The sequence below is a fragment of the Fredinandcohnia quinoae genome (assembly GCF_022427965.1).
Lineage (GTDB): Bacteria > Bacillota > Bacilli > Bacillales > Bacillaceae_L > Ferdinandcohnia > Ferdinandcohnia quinoae.
In genome coordinates, this window is record NZ_JAKTTI010000037.1 from 16953 (window position 1) to 43249 (window position 26297).

The 26297-nt window shown below is 36.5% G+C and carries 26 protein-coding genes and 1 other annotated feature; of the genes, 7 read left to right on the forward strand and 19 right to left on the reverse strand.

Annotated features, from left to right (window positions below; genetic code table 11):
• Nucleotides 1-130: 130 nt before the first annotated feature.
• From MJG50_RS18165 to MJG50_RS18175, 3 genes are all read right to left on the reverse strand, one after another.
• Nucleotides 131-1450: a hemolysin family protein gene (locus MJG50_RS18165; RefSeq protein WP_240257183.1), complete on the reverse strand. Its 1320-nt coding sequence runs from the start codon at nt 1448-1450 to the stop codon at nt 131-133.
• Nucleotides 1451-1651: 201 nt separating this feature from the next.
• Complete coding sequence (locus MJG50_RS18170) at nt 1652-2089, reverse strand: MerR family transcriptional regulator (RefSeq protein ID WP_431307301.1); 438 nt, start codon at nt 2087-2089, stop codon at nt 1652-1654.
• A gap of 76 nt (nt 2090-2165) precedes the next feature.
• Nucleotides 2166-2561, reverse strand: a complete 396-nt coding sequence (locus MJG50_RS18175; RefSeq protein WP_240257185.1) for a rhodanese-like domain-containing protein — start codon at nt 2559-2561, stop codon at nt 2166-2168.
• Nucleotides 2562-2712: 151 nt separating this feature from the next.
• On the opposite strand from MJG50_RS18175, the gene MJG50_RS18180 reads away from it, so the two are divergent.
• Both MJG50_RS18180 and MJG50_RS18185 read left to right on the forward strand, forming a co-directional pair.
• Nucleotides 2713-4167: a substrate-binding domain-containing protein gene (locus tag MJG50_RS18180; protein ID WP_240257186.1), complete on the forward strand. Its 1455-nt coding sequence runs from the start codon at nt 2713-2715 to the stop codon at nt 4165-4167.
• A 101-nt stretch (nt 4168-4268) separates the two neighbouring features.
• Entirely contained in the window at nt 4269-4691 is a 423-nt protein-coding gene (locus MJG50_RS18185; protein WP_240257187.1) for a VanZ family protein, read from the forward strand.
• 15 nt (nt 4692-4706) lie between these two features.
• Here the strand turns inward: MJG50_RS18185 and MJG50_RS22355 are convergent, their stop codons facing one another.
• Nucleotides 4707-5681: a sensor histidine kinase gene (locus MJG50_RS22355; protein ID WP_240257188.1), complete on the reverse strand. Its 975-nt coding sequence runs from the start codon at nt 5679-5681 to the stop codon at nt 4707-4709.
• A 10-nt stretch (nt 5682-5691) separates the two neighbouring features.
• Entirely contained in the window at nt 5692-6393 is a 702-nt protein-coding gene (locus tag MJG50_RS18195) for a LytR/AlgR family response regulator transcription factor (protein WP_240257189.1), read from the reverse strand.
• 162 nt (nt 6394-6555) lie between these two features.
• On the opposite strand from MJG50_RS18195, the gene MJG50_RS18200 reads away from it, so the two are divergent.
• Together MJG50_RS18200 and MJG50_RS18205 are read left to right on the forward strand one after the other, a co-directional pair.
• The gene (locus MJG50_RS18200) at nt 6556-7296 is read left to right on the forward strand and encodes an ATP-binding cassette domain-containing protein (RefSeq protein WP_240257190.1); all 741 of its coding nucleotides are present in this window, start codon (nt 6556-6558) and stop codon (nt 7294-7296) included.
• Nucleotides 7296-8462 (forward strand): ABC transporter permease, encoded by a 1167-nt coding sequence (locus MJG50_RS18205; RefSeq protein WP_240257191.1) that lies wholly within the window; start codon nt 7296-7298, stop codon nt 8460-8462. The genes MJG50_RS18200 and MJG50_RS18205 overlap by 1 nt, the downstream gene beginning before the upstream one ends.
• Before the next feature lie 45 nt (nt 8463-8507).
• On the opposite strand, the gene MJG50_RS18210 is transcribed toward MJG50_RS18205, so the two are convergent.
• The 6 genes from MJG50_RS18210 to MJG50_RS18235 form a co-directional block, all read right to left on the reverse strand.
• Entirely contained in the window at nt 8508-9425 is a 918-nt protein-coding gene (locus MJG50_RS18210; protein WP_240257192.1) for a DUF7916 family protein, read from the reverse strand.
• A gap of 37 nt (nt 9426-9462) precedes the next feature.
• A complete protein-coding gene (locus MJG50_RS18215; RefSeq protein WP_240257193.1) occupies nt 9463-10185 on the reverse strand; it encodes a GntR family transcriptional regulator in 723 nt (240 codons plus the stop codon).
• Nucleotides 10185-10937, reverse strand: coding sequence for a glucosamine-6-phosphate deaminase (nagB, locus tag MJG50_RS18220; protein ID WP_240257194.1), 753 nt, complete (start codon nt 10935-10937; stop codon nt 10185-10187). Before nagB ends, MJG50_RS18215 begins: the two co-directional genes overlap by 1 nt.
• A complete protein-coding gene (nagA, locus tag MJG50_RS18225; RefSeq protein WP_240257195.1) occupies nt 10937-12112 on the reverse strand; it encodes an N-acetylglucosamine-6-phosphate deacetylase in 1176 nt (391 codons plus the stop codon). Before nagA ends, nagB begins: the two co-directional genes overlap by 1 nt.
• Nucleotides 12113-12281: 169 nt before the next feature.
• Nucleotides 12282-13727 carry an N-acetylglucosamine-specific PTS transporter subunit IIBC gene (gene nagE, locus MJG50_RS18230; protein ID WP_240257196.1) on the reverse strand — a complete coding sequence of 482 codons (1446 nt, stop codon included), beginning with the start codon at nt 13725-13727 and terminating at the stop codon, nt 12282-12284.
• A 168-nt stretch (nt 13728-13895) separates the two neighbouring features.
• Entirely contained in the window at nt 13896-14717 is an 822-nt protein-coding gene (locus MJG50_RS18235) for a PRD domain-containing protein (RefSeq protein WP_240257197.1), read from the reverse strand.
• A 415-nt stretch (nt 14718-15132) separates the two neighbouring features.
• On the opposite strand from MJG50_RS18235, the gene MJG50_RS18240 reads away from it, so the two are divergent.
• Entirely contained in the window at nt 15133-15279 is a 147-nt protein-coding gene (locus MJG50_RS18240) for a hypothetical protein (protein ID WP_240257198.1), read from the forward strand.
• Nucleotides 15280-15322: 43 nt separating this feature from the next.
• On the opposite strand, the gene kynB is transcribed toward MJG50_RS18240, so the two are convergent.
• Together kynB and MJG50_RS18250 are read right to left on the reverse strand one after the other, a co-directional pair.
• The gene (gene kynB / locus MJG50_RS18245) at nt 15323-15940 is read right to left on the reverse strand and encodes an arylformamidase (protein WP_240257199.1); all 618 of its coding nucleotides are present in this window, start codon (nt 15938-15940) and stop codon (nt 15323-15325) included.
• Nucleotides 15940-17556: a M20/M25/M40 family metallo-hydrolase gene (locus tag MJG50_RS18250; RefSeq protein WP_240257200.1), complete on the reverse strand. Its 1617-nt coding sequence runs from the start codon at nt 17554-17556 to the stop codon at nt 15940-15942. Before MJG50_RS18250 ends, kynB begins: the two co-directional genes overlap by 1 nt.
• A 127-nt stretch (nt 17557-17683) precedes the next feature.
• Here MJG50_RS18250 and MJG50_RS18255 point away from each other — a divergent pair, with 127 nt between their 5' ends.
• Entirely contained in the window at nt 17684-18541 is an 858-nt protein-coding gene (locus MJG50_RS18255) for a CAP domain-containing protein (protein WP_240257201.1), read from the forward strand.
• Between the two features lie 135 nt (nt 18542-18676).
• Nucleotides 18677-18892 (forward strand): hypothetical protein, encoded by a 216-nt coding sequence (locus MJG50_RS18260; RefSeq protein WP_240257202.1) that lies wholly within the window; start codon nt 18677-18679, stop codon nt 18890-18892.
• Between the two features lie 251 nt (nt 18893-19143).
• On the opposite strand, the gene MJG50_RS18265 is transcribed toward MJG50_RS18260, so the two are convergent.
• The 6 genes from MJG50_RS18265 to MJG50_RS18290 all read right to left on the reverse strand — a co-directional run bounded on the left by MJG50_RS18265 (nt 19144) and on the right by MJG50_RS18290 (nt 26086).
• A complete protein-coding gene (locus MJG50_RS18265) occupies nt 19144-20493 on the reverse strand; it encodes an IS1182 family transposase (RefSeq protein WP_240257203.1) in 1350 nt (449 codons plus the stop codon).
• 279 nt (nt 20494-20772) lie between these two features.
• The gene (gene tyrS, locus MJG50_RS18270) at nt 20773-22020 is read right to left on the reverse strand and encodes a tyrosine--tRNA ligase (RefSeq protein ID WP_240257204.1); all 1248 of its coding nucleotides are present in this window, start codon (nt 22018-22020) and stop codon (nt 20773-20775) included.
• A gap of 230 nt (nt 22021-22250) precedes the next feature.
• Nucleotides 22251-22475, reverse strand: a binding site (T-box leader).
• Between the two features lie 230 nt (nt 22476-22705).
• Nucleotides 22706-23308 carry a response regulator transcription factor gene (locus tag MJG50_RS18275; protein ID WP_240257205.1) on the reverse strand — a complete coding sequence of 201 codons (603 nt, stop codon included), beginning with the start codon at nt 23306-23308 and terminating at the stop codon, nt 22706-22708.
• Nucleotides 23305-24414, reverse strand: coding sequence for a sensor histidine kinase (locus MJG50_RS18280; RefSeq protein ID WP_345893253.1), 1110 nt, complete (start codon nt 24412-24414; stop codon nt 23305-23307). The genes MJG50_RS18275 and MJG50_RS18280 overlap by 4 nt, the downstream gene beginning before the upstream one ends.
• Before the next feature lie 30 nt (nt 24415-24444).
• Complete coding sequence (locus MJG50_RS18285) at nt 24445-25185, reverse strand: ABC transporter permease (protein ID WP_240257206.1); 741 nt, start codon at nt 25183-25185, stop codon at nt 24445-24447.
• A 1-nt stretch (nt 25186) separates the two neighbouring features.
• The gene (locus MJG50_RS18290) at nt 25187-26086 is read right to left on the reverse strand and encodes an ABC transporter ATP-binding protein (protein ID WP_240257207.1); all 900 of its coding nucleotides are present in this window, start codon (nt 26084-26086) and stop codon (nt 25187-25189) included.
• Nucleotides 26087-26297 lie beyond the last annotated feature (211 nt).

Below are 26297 nucleotides of genomic sequence, written 5' to 3' on the forward strand. Positions count from 1 at the left end.
CTCCTAATGAGTACATATTCGTATTCACCATTTTAACATTCTCAATTACATATTATATATCATTTATATTAAATTTCACCCTTGTCACGTGAAAAAAAGCCCTAAACAAATGTTTAAGGCTTCTTTCTCGTTATTCCATTGCACTAGCACTTTGTCCTAGAGCAAAGACTGGTTTCGGGACTGTCTTTTTAATTTCCAATGATTTAATATGGTGTCCATCCATTTCGATAATTCTAAAATCATATCCATCAAATGAAATGGTGTCACCTTGATTTACATCAATTTGCTCTGTTAAAATCCAACCACTAATTGTATCAACATCGGTATCATCTATATTTAAACCAAATAGATCATTAACTTCACCAATGAGCACTTTACCATCTAAGATTGTCGTCGTATCATTAACTTTCCTTATCGCTGGTTGCTCATCACCGTCAAATTCATCACGAATTTCACCGACAATTTCCTCAATAATATCCTCAACTGTAACTAAGCCAGCTGTTCCACCATATTCATCAATTAAGATAGCCATGTGGACACGTTCCTTTTGCATTTTTACAAGCAAATCGTGGATGGCAATTGATTCGATAACTTGAATAATTGGTCTAGTATAATCTTCAATTGTTTTACCAGATGAGTTGGTGCCCGTAACAAAGTCTGTTAATACTTCTTTTAGATTAATTAAACCAACAATATGGTCTTTATCACCATCAACAACAGGATAGCGAGTATATTTTTCGCTTGTCATGATAGTAAGAATTTCTTCTACAGATTTATCTTTATCAAGTGCAATGATTTCGGTACGAGGTACCATAATCTCTTTTGCAACTCGATCATCAAATTCAAATATATTATTCACATATTTATATTCAGATTGATTAATTTCACCGTTTTTATAGCTTTCAGATAAAATGAGTCGTAATTCTTCTTCCGTATGTGCCAAATCATGTTCTGATATACGCTTCATTCCAAACATCCCTGTTAGTAAACGAGCCGATCCATTTAACACCCAAATAAACGGAAACATGATTTTATAAAAAAGAATAAGTGGTCTTGCAACTAATAAGCTTATTCCCTCTGCCTTTTGAATAGCAACCGTCTTTGGTGCTAGCTCTCCTACTACCACATGTAAAAAGGTAATAATTAGAAAGGCAAATGCAACTGAAAGAATTGTAGAAAATGACTCATCTAAATCCAGTAATTCAAATAAAGGATGAAGTAAGCTTTCGACCGTTGATTCACCTAGGAAACCAAGACCTAAAGCCGTAACAGTAATACCTAGCTGACAAGCTGATAAATACTCATCCAAATTTGAGATGACAGTCTTAGCAGCAATTGCGTTTTTATTCCCTTCTGCAACAAGCTGATCGATTCTTGTACTTCTAATCTTTACAATCGCAAATTCAGATGCCACGAAAAAAGCGGTTAACGCAATCAAAATTGCAACCATGACCAAATTAAATATGTCCAAATAGTTTCCTTACGTCGTAATTAAACGAGTAAGGATTACACCTCCCTGAATAGGTAAATTAATAGTATTAATTCCGCGCTACTTTGTAATAAGATAAATCCAAAGTAGTGGATATTTCGCTTTATACAGAATATTTGACATGTATCTATTTTATTCTTTATAAAAATATAAATCTTTAATTCAATTAAAAAGGATAATAAGTGATTGAGCTAATGCCATGCTTTGTGGAGACATTCTATTGATGATAGATTTTTGCTCCTCTTCATTAAGTGCATCAAGCAATGGCTTTATTTCTTTTAGCTCAGCCTCAAGATGCTCCATTCTTTTCGAGAGAACTTGTGCATATTTTAGTAACTTTTCCTTTTCAACACTGCTTGTATAGTACAAAGATATTTTTTCTTTAATTTCAGCTAAAGGCATGTTTTGCTCTTTGCATTGTGATACTAAATGTAATGTTTCGATTGAATCTTCTCCGTAAAAGCGATAGTTGGATTCTGAACGCTCAGGAGTTAAGATACCTATCTTTGTATAATAATCAATTGTTCGCTTTGACACATTTGCAGCTATTGCTAGTTCTCCGATACGGTATAACTTCCCAACGACATCACCCCATCCTATCAGACTTATATACTTATATTATATTACTTTATAAGTGTACAGTCAAACGTTATGGTGTGTATTGGGTTTTAGCTAGCTACTTTTTGCTATTTGTATCACCCTTCCAAGCGTATAATCCACCCTTTAGATGAGCGATTGGTATTTCCTTATACCTTCTTTTAATGACTTTTGCCGCTTGCTTGCTTCTGATTCCCGTTTGACAATATAGAATAATTTCCCTTTCAACCGGAATATTTGTCTTTTTTCTCTTAATTTGAGAAAGAGGAATATTGACTGCCCCCTTAATATGACTAGCACGAAATTCGTTTGGCTGTCTAACATCTATAAGAGTGATATTTTTAGACTTTTTCATTCTTTCCTTCACATCTTTTTCACTTAAATGCTGAAGTCCTTTTACCGGTTTGAAATTGTCATAAATTAAGTATAGTAAAATTCCAATTAATATAATTTGAACGACCATTAATAAATCCATCTAGTAAACATCCTTTATTTATTTTTAATCCTATTATAATGGAATTCAGACTTTTATGTAATATTTCGACTTCCCTCCCTATTCACTCTATGCAATTTGTTACTTATAGTGTAAAATTACACTATATTATCAAAAAGGGGTTGACTAGATTATGAGATCAATCGGTTCAGTTTTATTCTTCTTTTTATTACTTCCAATTCTTCTTTCATTCATAGGGATTTTCACCAGCATGGTTTTTAGTTTTTTAGAGCTATTTCTTGTTGTATATGGAATTGGCGGTGGAATTGCGGGTTTTTATTATGCAAAAAACAATCGTAATGAAGGAACATCTAGAAAACAGTACTTCTTCGTATATTTGCCGTTATTTATCACGGTCTTAAGTGCTACAATTCTGATGTTGCTTACAAAAGGGTATTTTGGTCACTTTTTATGGATTATCTTTATTTTTCTTATGGTTCCGTTTTTTCCCAACACTATTTTTGCTGGTTTGATGGGTGAATTTTTAACTATTTTTCTTGTACCATTTCTTTATTACGGATTGTTTCTAATTGGATTTATAATTTCTGAGAGAAAGAGTATACATAAAGCAACATTCAAGAAAAAATCACTCAGTCTTGCAAGTGCAGCTATCCTGCTTTGTCTAACCATAAGTATTTTTGTCATGTGGCAGCGTGCACAAACTGTTCTACCTTCATATGGCTTTGAGTATGAAAATGGTTACTCTAGCGTTGATCTTGAGCCATATTACGTAACGAATCAAAATAATATCCTCCCGAAACTTGAAGAGCCGTCAACATTTACTATTGAGGAAAAAAATGACATGCCAATTTTAGATGGTGCAGAAGCAGCCTATCCTGTCTATGCTGCCTTTGCAAATGCAGTATATCGAGACATTGGAAAAGTGAATGCACAGAGTGATTATCCCGTAACTGTCAGTTTTACAAACACGATTTATGCGTTTGAACGCTTAATCTCTGGTGAGGTCGATATCTTTTTTGGTGCACAGCCGTCTGTGGCCCAGCAAAAGTTAGCAAAACAAGCCGGTAAAGAAATCGTCCTTACCCCAATCGGCAATGAAGCATTTGTTTTTTTTGTAAATGAAAAAAATGAAGTCAATGACTTAAGCACGGAACAAATAAAAAAGATTTACTCAGGAAAAATTACGCAATGGGATAAAGTCGGTGGAAAGAGCGATAAAATCCGTGCCTTTCAACGTCCAGAAGATTCCGGCAGCCAGACAATCATGGAGAAAATCATGGGAGATACACCACTTATGGATCCACTTAAAGAGGAATTAATCAGCGGGATGGGTGGCATTATGGAACAGGTTGCTGATTATCGAAATTATAAAAATGCACTTGGGTATTCATTCAGATTCTTTGCAACAGGGATGAACCCAACGGATGATCTAAAACTTTTATCGATTAACGGAATTGAACCTAATCCTGAAAATATAAGAAATGAATCGTATCCGTATACAGTTAATCTGTATGCGATTACAGTAAAAGACAACCAGAAGAAAACGATTAAACCATTTCTTGAATGGATGAAGGGACCCCAAGGCCAGAAACTTGTGGAAGAAGTCGGCTATATTTCAACTAAATAGTATGGATTTATTTCCCGACCTCATTTTTTCCATCTAATGATATGAAAGATAAATCTTATCTTATATAATTATAGATATATAAAATTAGATTGGAGAATATCGTGCTACAAGTAAAAAAATTACTAGTTGGACTAGCTTTTACAATTTATTTCTTCGTGTTAATTTATTGGATGTTTTTTGGTTTTTCTCGGACTCCACACGAAAATTTCATGTACAACCTTGTACCATTCTCAACGATTCAAAATTATTTTACGTATTATGATCATTTTCCATTAAAAATTTGGATTGTGAATATAGCAGGAAATATAGGTGTGTTTGTTCCATTTGGTATATTGCTTCCACTCTTATTTTCCAAACTTACAAATGTGATAAGATTTACTTTCACCTTCCTAGTCGGAATTATCACGCTCGAAACATTCCAATTGATTAGCAAACTAGGTAGCCTTGATGTGGATGATGTCATCCTAAATACAGTAGGTGCATTAGTTGGGTTCTTCATTTTTAAACTATTCATAAAAAGGTAGAGCAAGCTATGTGCCCTACCCTTCTTTCACTATAATTGGTAATTTGATTCTTATCGTTAATACTGAAGCCCTGTACTGATATGTTAGTTTACCATTATATTTTTTTACAAGATTAGCAATAATAAACGTTCCTAAACCCTCGTGATTCCCACTTTTTGAAGAAATATCGTATTTTCCAAAAAGATTATCTAATACCTTAGTGTCTTCAAATTGAGCATGATTGCTAATTTCTAAAATATAGATGCCGCCATATTTATGTGTAATCACTGTAATTCGAGGTGAGCTGCTTTTAAAATCAAGTGCTGCATCAATTGCATTATCTAAAAGATTTGCAATTAACTTGATTTGATCAACTGCCTCCATTGGTAGACCAGATAATGGCACCCCTAGGTCATACTTCAATTCAATTTTATTATTTTCTGCTATACGTATCTTTTCTAGTAAGATTCCCGCAACATGCCCATCTTCACCTTTAATCGAACCATTTATCTGTTGATATTCTTTTAATAGACTTGAAAAATACTCTTTTGCTTCTGATTGTTCTTCATTTGTAAGTAAATAATCCACAACACTCACATGCTTTAGAAAGTCGTGCCGTTGTGAGCGAATCTCTCGAAATGATGTATTCACTTTATCTAATTCTTGCTGAAGTGATTTGAGACTATTTTGATCATGAAATAGCTTTGGTAGTTGAACCAGCCGGATAAATTCAACGATTAATATGCCACTCCAACAAATAAGCAAGGTAGCTGATGACAAACTAAAGATTAACCCAAGCAGAAAAATGATTTGGATTGCTACATAATATCCTGTTAAGTTACCTGGCATTGCAGCAAGTAATAGAGGTAACCCCTTCATTTTCTTTCTAGTTAAAATAATGAACAAGACGGTAACTACAATGATAATTGCAATATTCACCCTAGTCATCAAAAAAAGGATCGATAAGATATGAACAAGTAATATAAGTGCGATATGAAGGTAATATTTCACATTAGATCTCCTAATTATAAAATTCACTTTGCAATTTATCGAGATTTGGCTTTGTAATCATTGCAGTTTGTTCCGTACCTTGAAAATGAACGACATATGAGTTTTTTGTATATAGTGAAAAGTTTTTCACATATTGAATATTTATGATAAATCCTCGGTGCGCACGCAAGAAATTTGTTGCTGTTAATTCTTCCTCTAATTCTCCTAATGATAGATATGTAGAGTATTCTCCTTCTGATGTAACAATTGTCGTTGACCGTCCTGTTCTTTCAACATAAATTATTTTCTTTTTTTCTATGAAATAAATATCTGCTTTTTGTTTCAAGACGAGCTTGCTTTTATCTGTTGTTTCCTTTTTCTTTTGAAGTCGCTGAATCCCTTTTAATAATCTTTCCTTTGAGAAGGGCTTCATAATATAATCAAGAACATCTAATTCAAAGGCATGGACCGCATAACCACTAGATCCAGTCACAAAAATGACCTTAATATCCAGTGCATAGCTACTAATAAAATCTGCTAGTTCATAGCCAGACAGCTTCGGCATTTCGATATCAGTAATCAATAAATCGATTGAACTTTTCTTCAATAGCTCATATGCTTCCTCAGAATCATTTGTTGAAAAAATGATTTCTACATTCTCCTCCTTCGATAGAACAATATTTAATTTTTCTAAATCATATTTTTGATCATCAACGAGGCCTATACGTATCAAAATATCCCCATCCCGTACTTTATTGTCAATATAATACCATGTTTAGGATGAAAAATGGTGTTTTCGCGACATAAAAAGGACGATTCACGACATAATCGATGTCAGCAATATTAAAATCTCTTATGATAATGCCATAGGAAAAAACAAGGGAGATGTTTTTAAATGATCGTTATTCAAGATGTTTCTAGAAGCTTTAAAGATAAAAAGAAAACGATTCACGCCGTCAAAGATGTTTCAGTTGAAATAAAAAAAGGTGAAGTTGTTGGGCTATTAGGAGAAAACGGTGCAGGAAAAACAACATTGTTACGAATGATTTCTACTATTCTAGAACCTTCTTCAGGGAAAATCCTAATTGATGGAATCGATATTCATAAAGAGCCTATGAAAGTTAAATCAAAAATTGGTGTTTTATTCGGGAGTGAAACAGGCCTCTATGATCGATTGACTGCTCGAGAAAACTTAACATATTTCGCAAAAATGTATGGTATGAGTAAGCATGAAACAAAGGAACAAATTGACTATTTAGCGGTTCGATTTGGAATGAAGGATTATCTTGACCGAAGAGTTGGTGGCTTTTCAAAGGGAATGAGACAAAAGGTAACCATTTCAAGAACATTAATCCACAATCCAGATGTTATTTTACTTGACGAACCAACAACAGGACTAGATATTACCTCAGCGAATATGTTCCGCGAGGTTATTCATCAATTACAAAGAGAAGGCAGAACCATCATATTCTCAAGCCACATCATGGACGAAGTGAAGGAATTATGCCAATCAATTGTAATGATCCATAAAGGTCAAATGATCTACAGTGGAAGCAAAGCAGATTTATATCGTGAAGAGGAAAGTGAAGATTTGAATTATATCTTCATGTCTCGATTAGTTAGGGGGAATGAATAATGACTTGGCATGTTTATTTGAAGGAATTAAAGGATTCATTACGGGATCGTAAGACGATATTACTTAGTGTCATGCTACCAATTTTATTTAATATTGCAATTATCTTTTTCATGGATAATTTTATGATGAATGACTCAGTTGATCAAGTTAATGTAGCAATTTCAAAATCGACAGAGGCACAGGTTATTGAATGGATTGAAGACATTGAAGGTATTGAGATTTCTACTACATCTGATCCTGTAAAAATGGTCGAAGATGGAGAAGCACTTGTATCCGTTTCAGTGGAAGAAGATTTTATTAATAAAATTGAAAACCATCAATCACCACAGATAATCATTCAAGCAGATCCAACAAGTTCAAAAGCAAGTGCGGCATCTGATAAATTAATTAATATTCTAACTGTAAAGCAACAGGAATATGTACAAACACATTTAACCGAACAAAATATTGACCCAAGTGTCTTAGTTCCTTTTGGTGTTAGCTTGGAAAGTATTAGCGGCGACGATGACATGTCCTTGTATATGGTATCAATTTTTGCACAGATGATTATTGTCTTTGCCGTACTTATGGGTGGATTACCAGCTGCAAACGACTTATTTGCTGGAGAAAAAGAACGAAAAACAATGGAAGCTCTCTTAATGACACCAGTAAAACGAATCCATATTGTTATTGGTAAATGGCTTACGATTTCAACCTTAAGTATGATGAGCGGTATATTCTCAGTTATTACCTTTGTTCTGTATGTTACCCTTTTCACTGACAATATGGCGGACGCATTAAAATTAGAGGATCATATTGGATTTTTCACAATCAGCCTAGGTGTTGGTATTATCTTCTTCGCCTTACTTGTAGCAAGCATCCAAATGATTGTTAGTTTAATCGCTGACACGATAAAAGAAGCAGGAAACTATATATCACCTATAACGTTTATTGCGATGATTCCATATTTCATCTTGATTGGAATCTCAGCAAATGAACTATCAACTGTACATTTCCTAATACCATTCTTCAATATTTACGCACTCATCAAGCAATTAATTTACGGAATCTATGATATTTCAAGCATCCTGCTTGTAACTGGAAGTTCGTTGGTATTTATTATCTGTTCATTCTTGATTGCATTAGTAATGTTTATGAAGAGCAAATGGGTTTTAGGAAAATCATAAGAGAAAATAAAGTGGGAGATTGCACGATGCAATCTCCTTTTTGATTTAACGTAGTATGGATGAGGCCATTCTTACGTACGTATGTCTTCTTCCTCTAATAACAATTGAATATGTCATGATATTTTCTGGAACCGCAATCCCATAAAAACCTGTATCACCGATGTGATGGATATCTGCACCTGCCATTTTACTGTTAAGGGCAATTTGGCGAATCGTTGCTTCATCAGCACCTTCTTGACTTGTGCCAATCGTTAACATGACAAGCGCTCCCTTAGAATGGACAAAGCGTACATGTTTTTCCGTAGCCTCAAGTGTAATCCCTGGGACAGTTCCAGGTGAAGGCATTAAGATTACATCTGCTCCTGCTTCGATAAAACTGGATAGTGCTGCTTCTGAAATAATACTGCTTCCAGTCTCATTCGCAACCCCCGCACCATGCATTTTTCCGGCAATGATTAATCCTTCAGAACCAAAGGCTTCTCGTGCCTTCTTAATAGCTAGAAGAATTTCATCATTTGTAACACCTGTTTTCGGGTTTCCGGTTAAGCATACAAAATCAAAACCTAACTTTTTGGCTTCTCTTAATGATTCGTCCGTTGCCATTCGTCCTTTTGGCAACTCGTTCAGTTTTTCAATCTGTTGTGCATTTGGGTCTACAGGTTCCAGATTAAGCCCAATAGGACGGCCTGTTATTTGCTTCATTTTTTGTACAATTGATTCATTCTCTTCACATTCTATTCCCTCTATATAGGGATTAAAGACATCAAATACATTTAGCAATAATAAGTCGGCACCAAATGCTGCAGCTAATTCAGCATTTGTAACACTCGGATACAACGGAGGGACAGAACCAAACGTTTCTGAAAGCATCACACGTCCTTCCGATGCCCTTATCGCTTGTTTTAAATCTTGTCCATTCATTTTTTGAAAATCAGATGCAGTACAGTCCAGTAGTCGTTTCACAGAAGTCCTCCTTTTTGAACTTGTATTAAGTGTCCTTCTATCGAACCATTTCAACCTTATATTTATATCGATCGGCACGATAGAATGATTGTACAAATTCTAATGGTTTTTCTCCTTCGATGATACTCTTTTGTTGAATATAAAGAACGGGTGCACCTTCGTTTATATTAAGTGCCTCTGCTTCTTCTGGATATGCAACAGTTGCCTCAAGCTCTTGTACACCCGAAACAATGTGGAGCCCAATGACATTTTCAACAAATTGGTAGATTGAATGCTCCGCAATTTCTTGTGTTAGCCCTGGTACTAAATCCACTGCCATATAAAAAATCTCGTAGGCAATCGGCAATTTATCCGCTAATCGAAGTCTTTTTATTTGATAAACTGATGCATCTTCTCTAATTTCAAGCTTCGATGCTATCAAGCTATCCGCATTTATGATTGCAAAGTCAAGAACCCGCGTTTCGGGTTCTAGTCCTCTAGATCGCATATCCTCTGAAAAGCTTGTTAAGCCTTTTACATTCTTCTCAAATTTCTTCAGAGCAACAAAGGTCCCTTTTCCACGTTCTCTTTGTAGCAGACCTTCATTAACAAGATTATTTAACGCTTGTCTAACCGTCATTCTGCTTATCTGATACTCTTCCGCATACTCACGTTCGGATGGAATCATGTCTCCAGGCCTCAGCTCTTTACTCTCAATTTGCTTACGAATCTCTTGTTCAAGCTGATAATAAATCGGCACAGGAGAACTTTTATCGATCATTATGAGAGCACCTTCTTTTTGTCATCCTCCACCAATGATAGTGCTTCTTCGTCAGCAATAATCGTTACATTTGGATGATTTTTCAGTGCAGATGCCGGATTTGACTCATGCACTTCACCATTAATAAAATTATAAATCGCTTCTGCTTTAGACTTTCCTGAAGCTAATAATAGGATTTGTTTACTTTTTAAAATCGTTGAAATTCCCATTGTCATTGCATGTGTTGGTACCTCATCAATGCTATCAAAATAACGCATATTTGCATTCCGAGTTGATTCTGTCAATTCAACTTTATGTGTGATTGAATCAAAAGACGTACCTGGCTCATTGAAGGCGATATGACCGTTTTGGCCAATTCCAAGTATTTGTAGATCTACTCCACCTAATTCAGCAATTGCCTTTTCATATTCTTGGCACGCCGCATCAATATTTTCTGCTAATCCGTTAGGAATAATAACATTATCTGCTTGAATATCAATGTGAGAGAACAATTGATCATTCATATAATAGTGATAGCTTTGTTGGTTTGTATATTCCAGTCCTACATACTCATCCAGATTGACGCTATGAACTTCTTTGTATGATGTATTATTCTTTTGATGATCTTGGATTAGAGCTTCATACATTCCAATTACAGTACCACCAGTTGCTAGTCCTAATACTGTATTTGGCTTTTCTTTAACTTGATTAATAATTACATCCGCTGCTTTATTACTCATTTCTTGATAATCTTTCGCCATTATAAGTTTCATTACATTTCCTCCTGACTTGAATAAGCAAGTTTTCCACAACAATAAGTCATGATTACTTCTAACTTTTCATTTACAATTACAAAATCTGCATCTTTTCCAACTTTTATACTTCCTTTTTTATCAAACATATTTATCTGTTTAGCTGGGTTTGCAGCTGTCATCTGGGTAATATCCCAAAGTGTACATTCAGAAAACTGCATCATATTGCGGACAGCATCATTTAGTTTTAAAATACTTCCCGCTAAAGTGCCATCTTTCAATGTAGCTCTTTCTTCATCAACATTTACTTCTTGGCCACCTAAATCATACACACCTGTTCCTAAGCATTTTGCACGCATAGCATCTGTGACGAGGATAACCCCATCATTTCCTTTTACTTTATAAGCAAGCTTGACCATTTTAGGAGCAATATGAATGCCGTCGACAATCATTTCACATTTCACTTCATCATGTAAAAGAACTGCTCCCGCTACACCTGGTTCACGATGATGAACCCCACGCATTCCATTGAATAAGTGGGTCGCATGTGTCACACCAGCTTGAATCGAAGCTTCTACCTCTTCATACACAGCATCGGAATGGCCGATTGATGCAACAACACCTGTCTCTTTTAAATAAGTGGTTAATTCAAGACCACCTTTTTCTTCTGGTGCTAACGTTACTAACCTGATATTATTTCCAGATAATTGTTGCCATTGTTTAAATAGCTCTACATCTGGTTCAATAATATTATCTGGATGCTGTGCACCTGCTCTTTTTGGTGAAAGGAATGGTCCTTCAAGATGAGCTCCCAAGATTTCAGCTATCCCACCATTTTGTTGGGAAGGTATATATTCTCCAATATTTTTAATTGCTTCATATATATCTTCACGAGATTTTGTCATAGTTGTCGCCAAAAAGCTCGTTGTGCCCTCTTTTGGCAAAGCTTGTGCAATTGTACGTAATGCGTCTGGAGTTGCATCCATCGCATCGGCACCTGCAGCACCGTGAATATGTAGATCAATCATCCCAGGAATTAACGAATAATGATTATCCAACTTAATTACATTTTCATTGTCAATTTGTTCAAGTTCATCTATTGAACCAATTCGTTTTATTTTTGTATCCTCAAACTCGATAAATCCGTTTTCGATTATTTTGTCTTCTGCATAAACCTTTACATTTGTAATTAGCATTTTAAAGACTCCTTTATAATCATATCTACCTATCTTATTTTACCACAAATAAGCTAGTTGTCTATACCACTAAATGGTTTTGTAGTATGAGTAATTTCCCCTCTTCAATATCTAAATATTCCTAAAGTAAAAGCTGCCAGTTTCCTTGGCAGCTCTCACATATTATTTATTAGTTTTTACGAATTTTAGAAATTTCATCCGCAACGAATTGTACATTTGTTCCAACGATAACTTGGATACTGTTTTTACCTACAACATTAATTCCTGGAACTCCTGTTGCTTTAATTTTCTTTTGATCAACTGCATCCATATTTTTCACTTCAAGACGTAGACGAGTAACACAATTGTCAACAGATGTAACGTTTGCGTCTCCACCTAATCCTTCATAAATTTGAGCAGCCATAGCAGCGAATCTTGATTCTCCGCTAGCTTGAGCATCTCCAGCTACTTCATCATCATCTTCACGACCTGGAGTTTTAAGATTAAATTTAGTAATTAAGAAACGGAATAGTACATAGTATATTACCGCTACTACAAGACCCTGTACAACTAGCATCCAAGGGTGGTTTGCCATTGGATTACGAAGACTTAAGAAAAAGTCAACAAAACCTGCACTGAATGCAAATCCAGCAGTCCATTGGAATGATGCAGCGATAAATAGTGAGATACCTGTAATAGCTGCGTGAACAACATATAATGCTGGTGCTAAGAACATGAATGCAAATTCAAGTGGTTCTGTAACACCTGTGAAGAATGCCGCAAATGCAGCTGCCATTAATAATGATGCAGCTTGTTTCTTTCTTTTTGTTTTTGCAGTATGGTACATCGCAAGTGCTGCTGCTGGTAAACCGAACATCATAACTGGGAAGAAACCTGCTTGGTATCTACCAGTAATACCCTTTTCACCAACACCACCTAAGAAATTGTTAATATCATTAATTCCAGCTACATCGAACCAGAATACAGAGTTTAATGCATGGTGAAGTCCTGTAGGAATTAATAAACGGTTGAAGAATCCATAAATACCTGCTCCAACTGCACCTAAATCAATGATTGCTTCACCAAAGTTTACTAATCCAGTATAGATTATTGGCCACACAAAGAATAATACTAATGAAACAACTAACATTGCAACAGATGTCATAATTGGCACTAGTCGTTTACCACTAAAGAACGCCAAAGCATCTGGAAGTTGCACTTTACTAAAGCGATTATACATAACAGAAGCTACAATACCTGATAAAATCCCGATAAATTGATTGCTGATTTTTCCGAAGGCTGCGTTAACTTCCGTAGGGTCTACACCTTGTAGCATTGCTACTGTACCCGTACCAAGTAAAGTTGTAACTGTTAAAAAGGCTACCAATCCACTTAGAGCAGCAGAGCCATCTTTATCTTTTGACATTCCCAAAGCTACACCAACTGCGAATAGAATTGACATATTATCAATAATAGCGCCACCGGCTTTAATTAAGAATGCTGCGATTGGGCTACCGCCACCCCAACCAGAAGGGTCAATCCAATAACCGATACCCATTAAGATAGCTGCCGCTGGTAAAACAGCAACCGGAAGCATTAATGAGCGTCCAAGATTTTGAAGATATTTCATAACCATCTTACATTCCTCCTAATGATTTTTTATGATTTATGATATAAACGTTTCCACTATCTCGCTTTCATGAACGGACAAATTGAGATTAGATATAATTGCGATACATTTTTTCCGAAAATGAAGGTAAGATGAAAAAACGTATTATCCAAATGAATATGTTGCTTTAGCTCTTTAATCTTGTTTCCTTAATCTTTCAATATGGAGTGTAATATAACCTAGTTCATGCTCTGGTAGTACGATTCCATGTTCTAGCAATACTACCTTTGCAACCTTAGCCGCACAGCTATATGAAATCGGAAACTTTGTTTTTAACATCTCAAGCATTTCATCATCCATCACATGAAGCTCATAGTGATTAACCCTTGTAAGAGCAAATCTCAAATGTGTGATGAGACGCTGATAAGAGATGTCATCCTCTTCCACGTGAATATTCAAAGTTTCAGTAATGGTTTGAACCATGTCTCTTACAATTGATGTCTGTCTAACCGTTTCGTGCATATCACCTCCTTGAAGTTTCATTGTATGGATATGAAGAGCGATAAAGGCAGCTTCATCTACAGGCATTTCAATGTTGCACTTTTCTTTAATATGCCGAATGGCCCAAAGTCCAATCTCATACTCTCTTTTATATAAAATCTTGATCTCATTTAATAGTTTATTTTTAAGTTGTATGCCTTCTCGTTCTCTTTGTATGGCAAATGAAATATGGTCAGTGAGAACGATATGGATATGCTCATTAAGCTTTACACCCATGAAATTTTCAGCATAGCTTATAATTTCTTCTGAAATGACAAAATGCTCTTCAGGTATACGACTTAAAAGTTGTTGCAGCTTTTCGTTTTCCTTCATAACAAAGAGCTTTTCAATTTTGTGAACATTTACAATATCATTTTTTCTCTTATTGAATGCGATTCCAGGTCCTACTGCAATCTTCTCCTCTTGACCATCTGTTACGACAACCGCATTATTATTTAGAATCCTTGCTATTTTCATACCCACACACCTCCTTACAACTAATAGATATGAACCAACCATCCACTACTATCTATATTTTTTGTCAATCTGTTGATTTTATCCAAAAGGAAGCCTTTTCATATAAATGAAAGAAAAAGTTAAAGAAGTAAAAAAGGCATGGAGGTATAGAGCAGGAATTTAGACCTACTATTTTACCACCATGCCTGATCGTATCAGTCACATGAGATGCATATTTATTACTATGAATTAATCATAACATCAATTATTTTTATTGACAATATATTTTAATCAGGAAAAATATTTTCCAGTAAAGGAGAATGTATGAAACTAGAATATCGTAACTATTATCTATTACTTTACGACTAAAGTGGTATAGAATCAGTTAATTTTCTATATTAAAATAAATATACATCCTTAAACAGGAGGGTTTCATTTGAAATTAGGAGATAAGGTACTTTATAAAAATGATTTGTACGAGATCCTGTATGTTTATGATAATGGAATGTTTGAAATCAAAAAGATTGAGATGTTACATAAAGTTGAATTAGTATATGAAGACGATATTGTATATTATGTCTAGAAAAACATTGTTAGCACCAGTAACAATGTTTTTCTTTATTCATTTAGGTTCTTAAAATCGCTCTTACCGGACTACCATCTCCACCTACAATTTTAAGAGGTAGTGCAATTAGCTCATAGTCACCTGGTGCTACATGATCTAGTATAATACCTTCCAAAATATGAATCCCATGCTGGTGAAGACTATGGTGAGCATATAACTCCTTACTATCTAATGGGTCGACTGAATGCACATCTACTCCAACAAGCTTTATTCCTTTATCGGCTAGAAATGGAGCAAGCTCTGGTTGAAGGTATGTGATAGTCTTTGGAAACTGACGACGGTCTGTCCATGATTTTGTCCGTATTAAGAGTCTCTCAATACCCGCAAGATCATAATCCTTTATTTCCTCAATTCCTATTCTTTCATGGCCTGAAACTTCTATTACCCTCGCCTTACCCACATATAGCTCAAGATCCAGTTCATGAACCCTTTTACCTTCATTATCAAAATGAAACGGTGCATCAATATGGGTACCCATATGAGTGCTCGTCACCATTTTTCCAACATTAACCGACAAAGATTCCTCCATCGTCCAGTTAATATTAAACTCAAATGGAGTATCCCCTGGCCACTCAGGTGTATTTGTATCTAATGGTTGTGAAATATCAATGATTTTCATCACTCTGCCCCCCTTTTTATTAACCTTTTTATCATACCTTCTACAAGAGTTGGTACTTCTTCAAAAGCACTTTTCATATGGAGACGCTCGGTTCGTCGATGTGCATCCTTTCCGAATGGACCAATATTTAATACCGGCGCCTGAAGTTTTCTCATATCATCAAAAGGGATGCTATAGCTATCTTTCCAAACTGGAGTATTCCGTACAAAAGACGTCCACCCTTCCTGCACATCATCATAGTTCACATAGCTTAAATCACTAATACCATTAAAATAATGAATTTGTTGAACTGGTAATTGGTACATCGTACGCCCTTGTTCTTTAACATATTCCACGCACTTAGTTACAAGTGTATGATCAGACGAATTAACAGCGGGATAATAAGGTGGTGCAAAAAGCAGGACAATCGCTGGTGCCAATTCCTGACATTGAATCATGATCGTGTCTGTAATTCGAAATGATTTCTCTCGTTCATCCAATTCAGCACTCGCTTGAACAGTCTCTTTTATTTTGTCGATTTCAGAGGTACCCAATTTAGCAATCGCATGTTTTAGTAAATCCTCATAACGAATAACCTTTACCGCTCCAACTGGTTGTATCGACTGATCAGTACAAATCCTTTTATATGCATGATTACAGGCTTTTGCTGCATCCATAGCGACCTCTTCGAAAATATCCATTACATCTGCTGCATTTTTCCTCATTAAAAAAACATTATATAATGCAGTTGCCCGATAAGGTGTTTGAGCAGAGTATTCCATTTTCAAATCCTTCTGTTGGAGGTTAACAGGTAGTGGAGTAGACTCATCCATTTCAGTTTCCTGGAATTTTTTATTCCATTCCATCCGTTGTGTCAAAAATGAAGCAATATAATTTGCTGTTATCCCACCTAAGGGCTCCCCAACATGAGTTTCCTTACCATAAAAGAGTGCAGACGGCATTATTTTTCCAATTGAGCCTGAGTATATATAAAAATTCGAATCACCTGGATTCCGTGCAAAAACAGGTTCTCCATTTAAGAATAATTTATAGGTTAGACTATAATCATTTTTCATTTCCAAAAGCTTCGTTACCGCAGTTCTCATCCCATAAGAGTTAACCTCTTCATCCGGAACGGTTACTAACAGAAGATTAATCGGCCATTTTTCAACAGTTGCCTTTTCAAGCAATCCCATATGCATAGCAAGACCCATCTTCATATCCATTGTCCCACGACCGAATAAATACTCCCCTGATAGTAAATCTGCTGCAGCATCCTCTGGTAATTCTTCAACTCGATCATGGAGTAATTGCGTTAGTTTCTCCGGATTATAGGCGTATGGTTCCAAATCTCCATACTCCTCAGTATTCACCGTATCAAAATGACTTATCAACACAATCGTTTCACTTGTATTTGTACATCTATACAAAGCTGACAAAAAACGTCGACCCAAATTGACATCATGAAGACTTACATATGCAGGATGCTCCTGAAAATATTGTAACTCCCTTAACTTATTTTCAAGTTTTATTGGGAACTCACACTCACCTTCAGTTAGTGTCATACTTTTCCAACTCACTAGTTCACACAATAAGCTTTTTAATGCATCTGGAGTTCCCCATTTAAGCTGTGACATTTAACTGATCCCCTTTTTCCATTCTTACTCTTATCTTAATCGATGAAAATTAAAATGAACATATAATTTCCATCAATACTTTATTTGAGTACGAGACAAAATAGATAGTGAAAAGGAGGTTTTTAATTTGAAAAGAATTGCTCAAGTTAAAATGATTTTCATTAGCTTCTTTTTAATACTGCTAACAGCATGTGGCGGTAACAACGATGCCAATGAAGCTCAAAATACTAATAATGATAATGAGAATAAATCAGCTGGCGTTCAGCAACATAAGAATTCGGATAATCGCACTACAGCAATTAAAAAGGCCAATAACGGTTATATAACAATTGAGCCTTCCCGTACTTCAACACCTAGTAAACATGGAGCACATACAAATAATTTTCCAGATGGCGCGAAATACCGTCTTATTCAAAAACGGATAGTTGTTCAACCTAATGGACAGCAAATGAATGATCAGTTTATGCCATCACAACCAGGAAGACAATTAAATCGACAAGCACCACCTCCTCCACAGACGGAGATGGAGCCGACTAGAACTCAGCCGCAAAAACAAGCACCTGCAAAAAATAATACAAATGCAAATACAAATCAACCAGCAACTGGAGCTAGTCAATTTGAGGCAAAAGTAATCGAACTTACAAATGCACAAAGATCGAAAAATGGGCTGCCCGCTTTAAAAACTGATTCAGCATTAAGTAAGGTCGCACGTGCTAAATCAACCGATATGCAACAAAAGAATTACTTTTCACATACCAGTCCAACATATGGATCACCATTCGATATGATGAAACAATTCGGTGTCACATATCGAACTGCCGGAGAAAATATCGCTAAAGGCCAACCATCTCCGGAGCAAGTAGTCAATGCATGGATGAATAGTGCTGGCCATCGAAAAAATATTTTAAGTAAAGATTTCACTCACATCGGTGTAGGCCACACATCAAACGGAAATTACTGGACACAGGAATTTATTGGTAAGTAAACATAGGGGATAGCCATGATTTTTCTATGGCATCCCTTTCCGATTGATTCAACCCATTTAATACCTAACATATTTCAGTATTTCGAGAGGAAAATATGTTTGTGCATTACTATATCATTTTCGGGAGGCTATAAAATGGCAAATCAAATCGACGTTAATAAGTTAAAACAAGCCGAAGCTACATCATCTATTGCAAAGGATCTAATTACTCAGGCAATTGAACAGTCAGCCGCAAATCAGGTTCTTGCGCAAGAAGCATTAAAAAAGGCATCTGAAGAAATAGCTCAAACATTGTCCTTAGTTAGTCAGGTGGAGACAACCTTAAAGGCTCAATCGTCTCAATCCGAATAAGAAAAGACGCCCTTAAATGGGCGTTCCAGATTGTCGACAAAAGGCATCGTGAGGACTCCCTCTCGGTGTCTTTTGTCATTATTGGATGGTATTGCGGTAAAAATACGTTGATTTCCACTCCAAGTGCTTGCTTTCCGGGGGGCGGGCGGTGAGCCTCCTCATCGCTGGTCGCTCTTGCGGGGTCTCACCTGTCCCGCTATTCCCCCAGGAGTCAAGCACCCTCCGCTCCAATCCACTAGTTTGGCTCCCACTCAAGTAGGTTGCCAAGTCCAAGTAGCCATTTTCTTTAAATTCATGGCAGTAAACGTAAGCATCGCCTGCATAGACAATTTTTTAAGACCTCGTAAGGTTGTCCATCGCATACCATGCTTTTCCTTCGCATCAGCAAAGACACGTTCAATAGTCTCCTTACGTTTTGCGTATATCTGTTTGATTTCATCGTTGTGACGTAGATGTTCTGCCTCTTCTAAGTAAGCTTCCCAAATATGACGTTGTATAAGCTTTTGATGGTTTTTACTTTCCGTGCACTGGGATAGAAACGGACATTCTGCACAAACCGATGAATTTGATTTATATTGCCGATATCCTTCCTTCGTTGTCGTCGTGTACTTTAAGACCTGCCCTTGCGGGCAGAGATAACAATCATAATACTCATCATACACATAATCATGCTTTCGGAAGAAACCATCTTTCGTTTTTGGACGAGTGTAAGGAAGGACAGGTAACATTTGATTCTCTAGTAGAAAGTTCGTGATCGCGGGTGTTTTATAAGCTGCATCAGCAGCGACTGCAAGTGGCTTCTTTACTTTTTCTATAACCTTCTCGACAAGAGGCTGTAACATATGACTATCATGTACATTTCCCGGAGTCACTAGCGAGCCTAAAACAAATCCTTTTTCATCTGTGGTTGTATGGAACGAATACGCAAACTGTTTGGTTCGTTCATCCTTCACATAATAGCCACTTTCAGGGTCTGTCGTACTTTCCTTAATTTCTTTCCATTCTTCTTTCTCAAATTTATCAGGAGGAAATGGCTTTTTCCCGTGTTCTTCTCGGTCTAAATTGAGTTCTAGTTGAAGTTTTTCTTCATAGGCGCGAGTTTCTTTACGAACGACTTTCTTATCATACTTGCGTTTATTAGCACTGGCTTTTACATGTGTGGAATCTAAGAAAATATGGTCAGCAGACAACAATCCTTTATCCATAATCTCCTTTAAAATATGATAGAAGATGTCCTCGAACACATCGGTATCGTGAAAGCGACGCTCATAATTTTTACCGAAGGTAGAGAAGTGAGGTACTTCTGTGTAGAAACCAAATCCTAGAAACCACCGATAGGCAATGTTTGTTTCAATTTCTTTTATAGTTTGGCGCATGGAACGTATGCCAAATATGTATTGTATGAAGATCATCTTAAATAAAACAATTGGATCGATACTTGGACGACCAATCCCTGAATAGAGGTTTTCAACCAAGGGATAGATGAACGAAAAGTCAATGGCCGCCTCTAGCTTGCGTACTAAATGGTGTTCAGGAACTAATTGATCAATTGTCAGCATTTCTAATTGTCCACGTTCATTTGATTGGTTTCTCGTCATCATGATACGTCACCTCGAAAAGTATTTTATCCAATGTTTTAACAAGTTGATGTTGATTGGAACGGAGGGTGACGACTCCTGCGGGAAAAGCGGGAAAGTCGAGACCCTGGACTGAGCGAAGCGAGGGAAGCGGCTCGGCCCCGCCCGCGGAAAGCGTCCACCCGTAGTGGAAATCAGCCTACACTATCTATCTATTTCTATTTTAAAAGAAAAAAGACTGTAGGCAAACTCGAAAATCTTCGAGTTTGTCTACAGTCTGAGACGCCCTTAAATGGGCGTTCTTTAACCTTTTATTAATTTTACAAATTTACGTTTACCAACCTGGACAATCATTTCATTAATGACAACTACTTTTAATTGTACATCATCCACTTTTTCACCATTGAGTTTAACTCCACCATTTTGAATCATTTTACGCGCTTCTCCTTTTGACTTTTGAAGCTCTAACTGAACAAGTAGATCAATAATCGATAGTTGTTCCTCCCCATTCCAAATAACTTCAGGAATATCAGTTGGGAGTACACCTTTTTGAAAAACCGTTTTAAAATGTTCTTCAGCTTGTTCTGCAGCGTCTGCACTATGATACATTTTAACGATTGTTCTACCTAGCAGCATTTTTGCATCACGTGGATGAAGGATTCCATTTTCAAGATCTTCTTTAATTTGAACTTTTTCTTCTACTGATAAATTGGTAACAAGATCAAAGTATTTACCCATTAAATCATCATGGATTGACATCGTTTTGCCGTACATTTCATTCGGTGCCTCGTCCACTCCAATATAATTTCCTTTTGATTTAGACATTTTTTCAACACCATCAAGTCCCTCGAGTAGCGGAAGGAGAATAACAACCTGCTTCTCCTTATTAAAATGCTCCTGCAAATGTCTACCCATGAGCACATTGAAATGCTGATCATTTCCTCCTAATTCAATATCACTTTCTAATTCGACAGAATCATATCCCTGCATGAGCGGGTAGAAAAACTCATGTAATGAGATCGGCTTACCTGTTGAGAGTCGCTCTGAGAAATCATGTCTTTCCAGTAGTCGAGCTACTGTAATACTTGCCGCTAAATTAATAATATCCTCAAGATTCAAGGTTGAAAGCCACTTGGAATTGTAGTATAACTCGACCTTCTCCATATCAAGAACTTTCCCAAACTGTTCAAAATAAGTTTCCGCATTATGCTTAACTTCTTCATCTGTTAGCTGTTTTCTAGCAACTGATTTTCCTGTTGGGTCGCCAATTTTACCTGTAAAATCACCGATAATTAACTGGATGATATGACCGTTTTCTTGAAATTGCTTCAATTTATTTAAGACGACAGTATGTCCTAAATGTACATCTGGAGCGGATGGGTCAAGTCCTAATTTTACTTTTAAAGGTGTTTTCTGAATAATTGATTTGGCAATTTTATTTTTTAATTCCTGTATTGGTACGATTTCTTGTACACCATTAGAATAGATTGCAAATTGCCTCTCTAATTCTTGTTTTTGAGTTGGTGTAAGCTGTTCAATAAAGTTTTCCATCGGTTTTTCCTCCTGTTGTGTGTATTTTTATGGTTTGTAGTGAGAATCTCTTTGATTCAGTTAACAAAAATTTTGGTTTACGGGCGTTATTTTTGATTTACGGACGTTATTTCGAAAATACGGTCATTATTTCAGATTTACGGACGTTATTTCAAAAATACGGTCATTATTTCAGATTTACGGTCATTAGCCTAATCTTAAATTGAACGCAAAAAACCACGCCCCCTAAAAAAAGGGACGTGGTTAACTTGCACGCGGTACCACCCTTGTTGAAGATTCAAATCTTCCGCTTAATTACGAATAACGGCTCGTTCTCCGTTCTTTGCTACTAAATGATTGTTCACAAAGAAAGCTCAAGGAGGTAATTCGCACTTATCTTTGTACCGATTCACACCAACCATCGGCTCTCTTGAACATTGAGATAAGATACTACTAATTCCTGTCATCACTACAAAAGGATGTTCAAAAAGTCCGGTAAAAATGACACATCGAATTTCTTCGTTGGCTTGCCTTTCCGCTGCTCACGTATTAACTACATACGTTCCGCTGCTCAAAGCTGCGCCGCCTCGAACTTCTCGGTCCTTTTTATCCTCCTTTTTGAACACAGATTATATTATATATTAGGCCTATTTTAACGAATAAGATGAATGATTACAAGTGAAAATTTCAACTGTACAATCTACCTCTAGATCCACCCTTTTTCCTCCGCAATCGAGATGGCTTCAATTCGGTTTTTCACTTCTAATTTATTTATGATTTCTGACATATAATTTCGAACGGTACCCGGAGATAGAAAGAGGATACTTGATATCGCTTTAGATGTTTTCCCTTCTGCAGCAAGTCTTAAGACTTCACGTTCTCTTTCCGTTAACGGATTATCCTCTTTCATGCTTCCAAAAATTAATTCTGGAGCGAATTCACGTTTTCCTCTCATAACACTTCGAATCGACTCTGCTAGCTCATCACTCGATCCATCCTTCAGCATATAACCATGGACCCCAGCTTTAACAGCCCTCTCAAAATAACCTGGACGCGCAAAGGTAGTTAAGATAATGATTTTACAAGAAGAGCCTTGTCTATTCAGCTCCTCTGCAACCTCTAACCCACTTTTAAAAGGCATTTCAATATCAAGTAAACACACATCGGGTTCAAGCGATTGAATCAGCTTCAAGGCCTCTCTCCCATTAACTGCCTGACCAACCACTTCTATGTCGTCCTCAAAATCAAGAAGGGACCCAAGTGCACCCCTTAGCATCCCTTGATCTTCTGCAATTATGATTCTAATCATGAAACTACACCTGCCTTTGCCTCTTTCACAATGATTGGAATTGTAATAACAAGTTGTACCCCTTTGCGAGAATGAATAGTGACAGACCCATCAATCAATGCAAGCCTTTCATGAATTCCCTTCAATCCATTACCTTGTTTGCCTTGATTAACAAGACCAATTCCATCATCTTCAACTTCCAATACAATTTCACCCTCTTCTTGAATAAGGTGAACAGAGCAATTATTCGCATTACTATGCTTCACAATATTTGTGACTGCTTCACGCAAACACATACTAAGAATGTTTTGGGTCAAACTGGGTACTTCTTCAAGCTTTGGATCTCCAAATAATTGAAAGGAAATTCCTGCTGTTTGTAAAATGGATTCAACCTCGATTAGTTCCTCCGCAACCGTAACTGCTCTCATATCAGATACGAGCTCTCTTACTTGCCTTAATGCTGAACGCGAGGTTCGCTCTATTTCCTTTGTTTCAATCTTTGCCTTTTCGATATCCTTACTTAAAAGCTTGCCAACCAACTGACTCTTTAGCGTAATCATGGATAAAGTATGACCTAATGTATCATGAAGATCTCGAGCAATCCTCATTCGTTCATCACGCTTTACTAGTTCTTTAATCTGCTCATTCGCTTCATCAAGCTTTTTTTCCAGCTCCATCTTACTATTCATGGAACGGATTCCAAATGGTGAAATAAGCATAACAGCCACAAAGACTAATAAAGTAAGATTCCCCTCACTGAATAAATGATCGGAGTGAATAAAAATTGGTGATATGATGGCAATAGCGAATAAAATAAGAGCCCGATTAAATATCTTTTTATTCGCATACCAGCCTATAAAATTAGCTGGAAAAAATCCTAAAAAAATATTAAATAAATTATAAAAGATTGCCAGAATCATAATGATCCCAACCTGAATGATAAGCCAAAATGTAAAGGTCTTATTATTGGGTGAGTTATAAAGCTGTCTATAGGTCACAAGAAATAGTAGCAGCAATCCATAACCGGTAATCAACCTCCATCCTGTAGTACCTGCCATATAATAGGCAGGCATACAGAGATAGATAAGGAATACATATGGAAATAAACCGTATTTAGCGGGAAACACTCTGAATCTAGGTTTACTTTTCACAATAAGTCACACCGTCGCTTCCTGTTTTCTCCTAATATAACTAGATAATAGCATGAACAGGAAAAGATATCCTATTAATATTAGAATATTTGCTAAATCAGGGCTACCTCCGCGAATAATTTCCCATGCTCCGCTTCCAAAATTATAAGATGGTAACCATTTCCCAATCTTTTGCATGATATCAGGTAAAATCTCCATCGGCATCCACATTCCACCTGTAATCGCAAGTGCCATATAAATTAGGTTTGAAACACCAGAAGCTGTGTCTACTTTTTTCATCGTACCAACTAATGTTCCTAACGCAAGAAAAGCAAATGATCCTATTAAAATCCATAGACCACTCATAATCCATTCCAAGGCAGAAAGGGTTACACCATTTATTATCGCACCTGCTGCAAATATGACGATAATCGAAAAAACATGAATCACAGTCTGCCCGACCATTTTTGCAAAGAAATAAGCTGTATCAGATAATGGAGTAATCCTCATAAACAAAGACCATCCTTGTGTTCTTTCCTCAACAAGTCGTATTCCTAGGACCATGATTGCTGAACCCATCACACTAAAAGTAGTCATTGACATTAAATAATGGGCATGCCACTCCTGCCTGTTATCTATACCTGTATTAAAAACCTTAGTGAACAGAAAATAGAAAACGATTGGCATGAACAAGGACCAAAATACAAAATATGGATTCCTTAATATCCGTAAAATCTCCATTTTACATTGCATTAACACAGGTTTCATATTAGATAGCCTCCTTATTTTCCGTTAATTGCTCAAACGCATCGTCCAATCTTCCACGTTCAACCTGAATTCCACTAATACCTAGCTTTTTCTCAAACAAGATAGCTAAAATGTCATCAGTATTCTCCGAAATGATATACATTCGACCTTCCTTTTCGTACACATCAGACACACCTGGAATCTTTCTTAAATCACCTACAGAAACCGCTGAATGAGCATTAAATGATACAGATTGCTTCGTTAACTTCTCTTTGATTTCTTTTGGAGTTCCATCCTCAACGATTGAGCCATTGTGAAATAAAATGATTCTTTCTGCCACATCATCCGCTTCCTGCAAATAATGAGTTGTGAAGATAATGGTTTTCCCTCGTTTTTTCAATTTGTTTATTGTTTCCCAGAACAGCTTCCGGCTTGAAATATCCATTCCAACGGTCGGTTCATCAAAGAATAATAAATCCGGGTCGCCCGCTAATGCGAGTGCAAAACCAAGGCGTCTTTTTTGACCACCGGATAGCTTATTTGCTCGCTTTTTAATATCCCCTTCACCTAAACCAGTTAAGGAAACAAGCTCTTCAAATGTCATCGGATTCGGATAATAACTTCTAAAAAGCTGAATAATTTCCTTCACGCTTAACGCGTCAATCACACTAACCTCTTGAAGCATTGCACCTATTCTTTCCCGAACCCTCTTATCCTTCGGCTGCATTCCGAATACTTCGACCGCTCCACTTGTTGGCTCAAGCAATCCAAGCATCATCATAATTGTCGTTGTCTTTCCAGCACCATTTGGACCAAGAATTGCAACAACCTCACCCTTTTTTATCGAAAAAGAAACCGCATCAACTGCCTTCTTATTTTTAAACGTTTTCGTTATATCTTTTAATAAAATTGTGTTTTCCATTTTCCCACCTCCATATGTTCTACCCTTATATTATTCCTTAGGAAGAATGTGGATTAGTGGATTATGTCATGAATTTCAAATGACATTTGTCATGCGGGACATTGGAACTGATACATTACCCCACCGCTTATTGGAAATAAATTAAGATAACTTCCCAAATCGAGTAGAGTGAACGAATCGGAATTTTGATTCGTTCGACCCTCTCACACCA

What these genes read in the sequence shown, in the direction of transcription:
- MJG50_RS18165 (WP_240257183.1), bottom strand. Translation starts at nt 1,450, where the DNA reads ATGGTTGCAATTTTGATTGCGTTAACCGCTTTTTTCGTGGCATCTGAA.
- MJG50_RS18175 (WP_240257185.1), bottom strand. Translation starts at nt 2,561, where the DNA reads ATGGATTTATTAATGGTCGTTCAAATTATATTAATTGGAATTTTACTA.
- MJG50_RS18180 (WP_240257186.1), top strand. Translation starts at nt 2,713, where the DNA reads ATGAGATCAATCGGTTCAGTTTTATTCTTCTTTTTATTACTTCCAATT.
- MJG50_RS18200 (WP_240257190.1), top strand. Translation starts at nt 6,556, where the DNA reads ATGATCGTTATTCAAGATGTTTCTAGAAGCTTTAAAGATAAAAAGAAA.
- MJG50_RS18205 (WP_240257191.1), top strand. Translation starts at nt 7,296, where the DNA reads ATGACTTGGCATGTTTATTTGAAGGAATTAAAGGATTCATTACGGGAT.
- MJG50_RS18215 (WP_240257193.1), bottom strand. Translation starts at nt 10,185, where the DNA reads ATGATCGATAAAAGTTCTCCTGTGCCGATTTATTATCAGCTTGAACAA.
- nagB (WP_240257194.1), bottom strand. Translation starts at nt 10,937, where the DNA reads ATGAAACTTATAATGGCGAAAGATTATCAAGAAATGAGTAATAAAGCA.
- nagA (WP_240257195.1), bottom strand. Translation starts at nt 12,112, where the DNA reads ATGCTAATTACAAATGTAAAGGTTTATGCAGAAGACAAAATAATCGAA.
- nagE (WP_240257196.1), bottom strand. Translation starts at nt 13,727, where the DNA reads ATGGTTATGAAATATCTTCAAAATCTTGGACGCTCATTAATGCTTCCG.
- MJG50_RS18235 (WP_240257197.1), bottom strand. Translation starts at nt 14,717, where the DNA reads ATGAAAATAGCAAGGATTCTAAATAATAATGCGGTTGTCGTAACAGAT.
- kynB (WP_240257199.1), bottom strand. Translation starts at nt 15,940, where the DNA reads ATGAAAATCATTGATATTTCACAACCATTAGATACAAATACACCTGAG.
- MJG50_RS18250 (WP_240257200.1), bottom strand. Translation starts at nt 17,556, where the DNA reads ATGTCACAGCTTAAATGGGGAACTCCAGATGCATTAAAAAGCTTATTG.
- MJG50_RS18260 (WP_240257202.1), top strand. Translation starts at nt 18,677, where the DNA reads ATGGCAAATCAAATCGACGTTAATAAGTTAAAACAAGCCGAAGCTACA.
- MJG50_RS18265 (WP_240257203.1), bottom strand. Translation starts at nt 20,493, where the DNA reads ATGATGACGAGAAACCAATCAAATGAACGTGGACAATTAGAAATGCTG.
- tyrS (WP_240257204.1), bottom strand. Translation starts at nt 22,020, where the DNA reads ATGGAAAACTTTATTGAACAGCTTACACCAACTCAAAAACAAGAATTA.
- MJG50_RS18275 (WP_240257205.1), bottom strand. Translation starts at nt 23,308, where the DNA reads ATGATTAGAATCATAATTGCAGAAGATCAAGGGATGCTAAGGGGTGCA.
- MJG50_RS18285 (WP_240257206.1), bottom strand. Translation starts at nt 25,185, where the DNA reads ATGAAACCTGTGTTAATGCAATGTAAAATGGAGATTTTACGGATATTA.
- MJG50_RS18290 (WP_240257207.1), bottom strand. Translation starts at nt 26,086, where the DNA reads ATGGAAAACACAATTTTATTAAAAGATATAACGAAAACGTTTAAAAAT.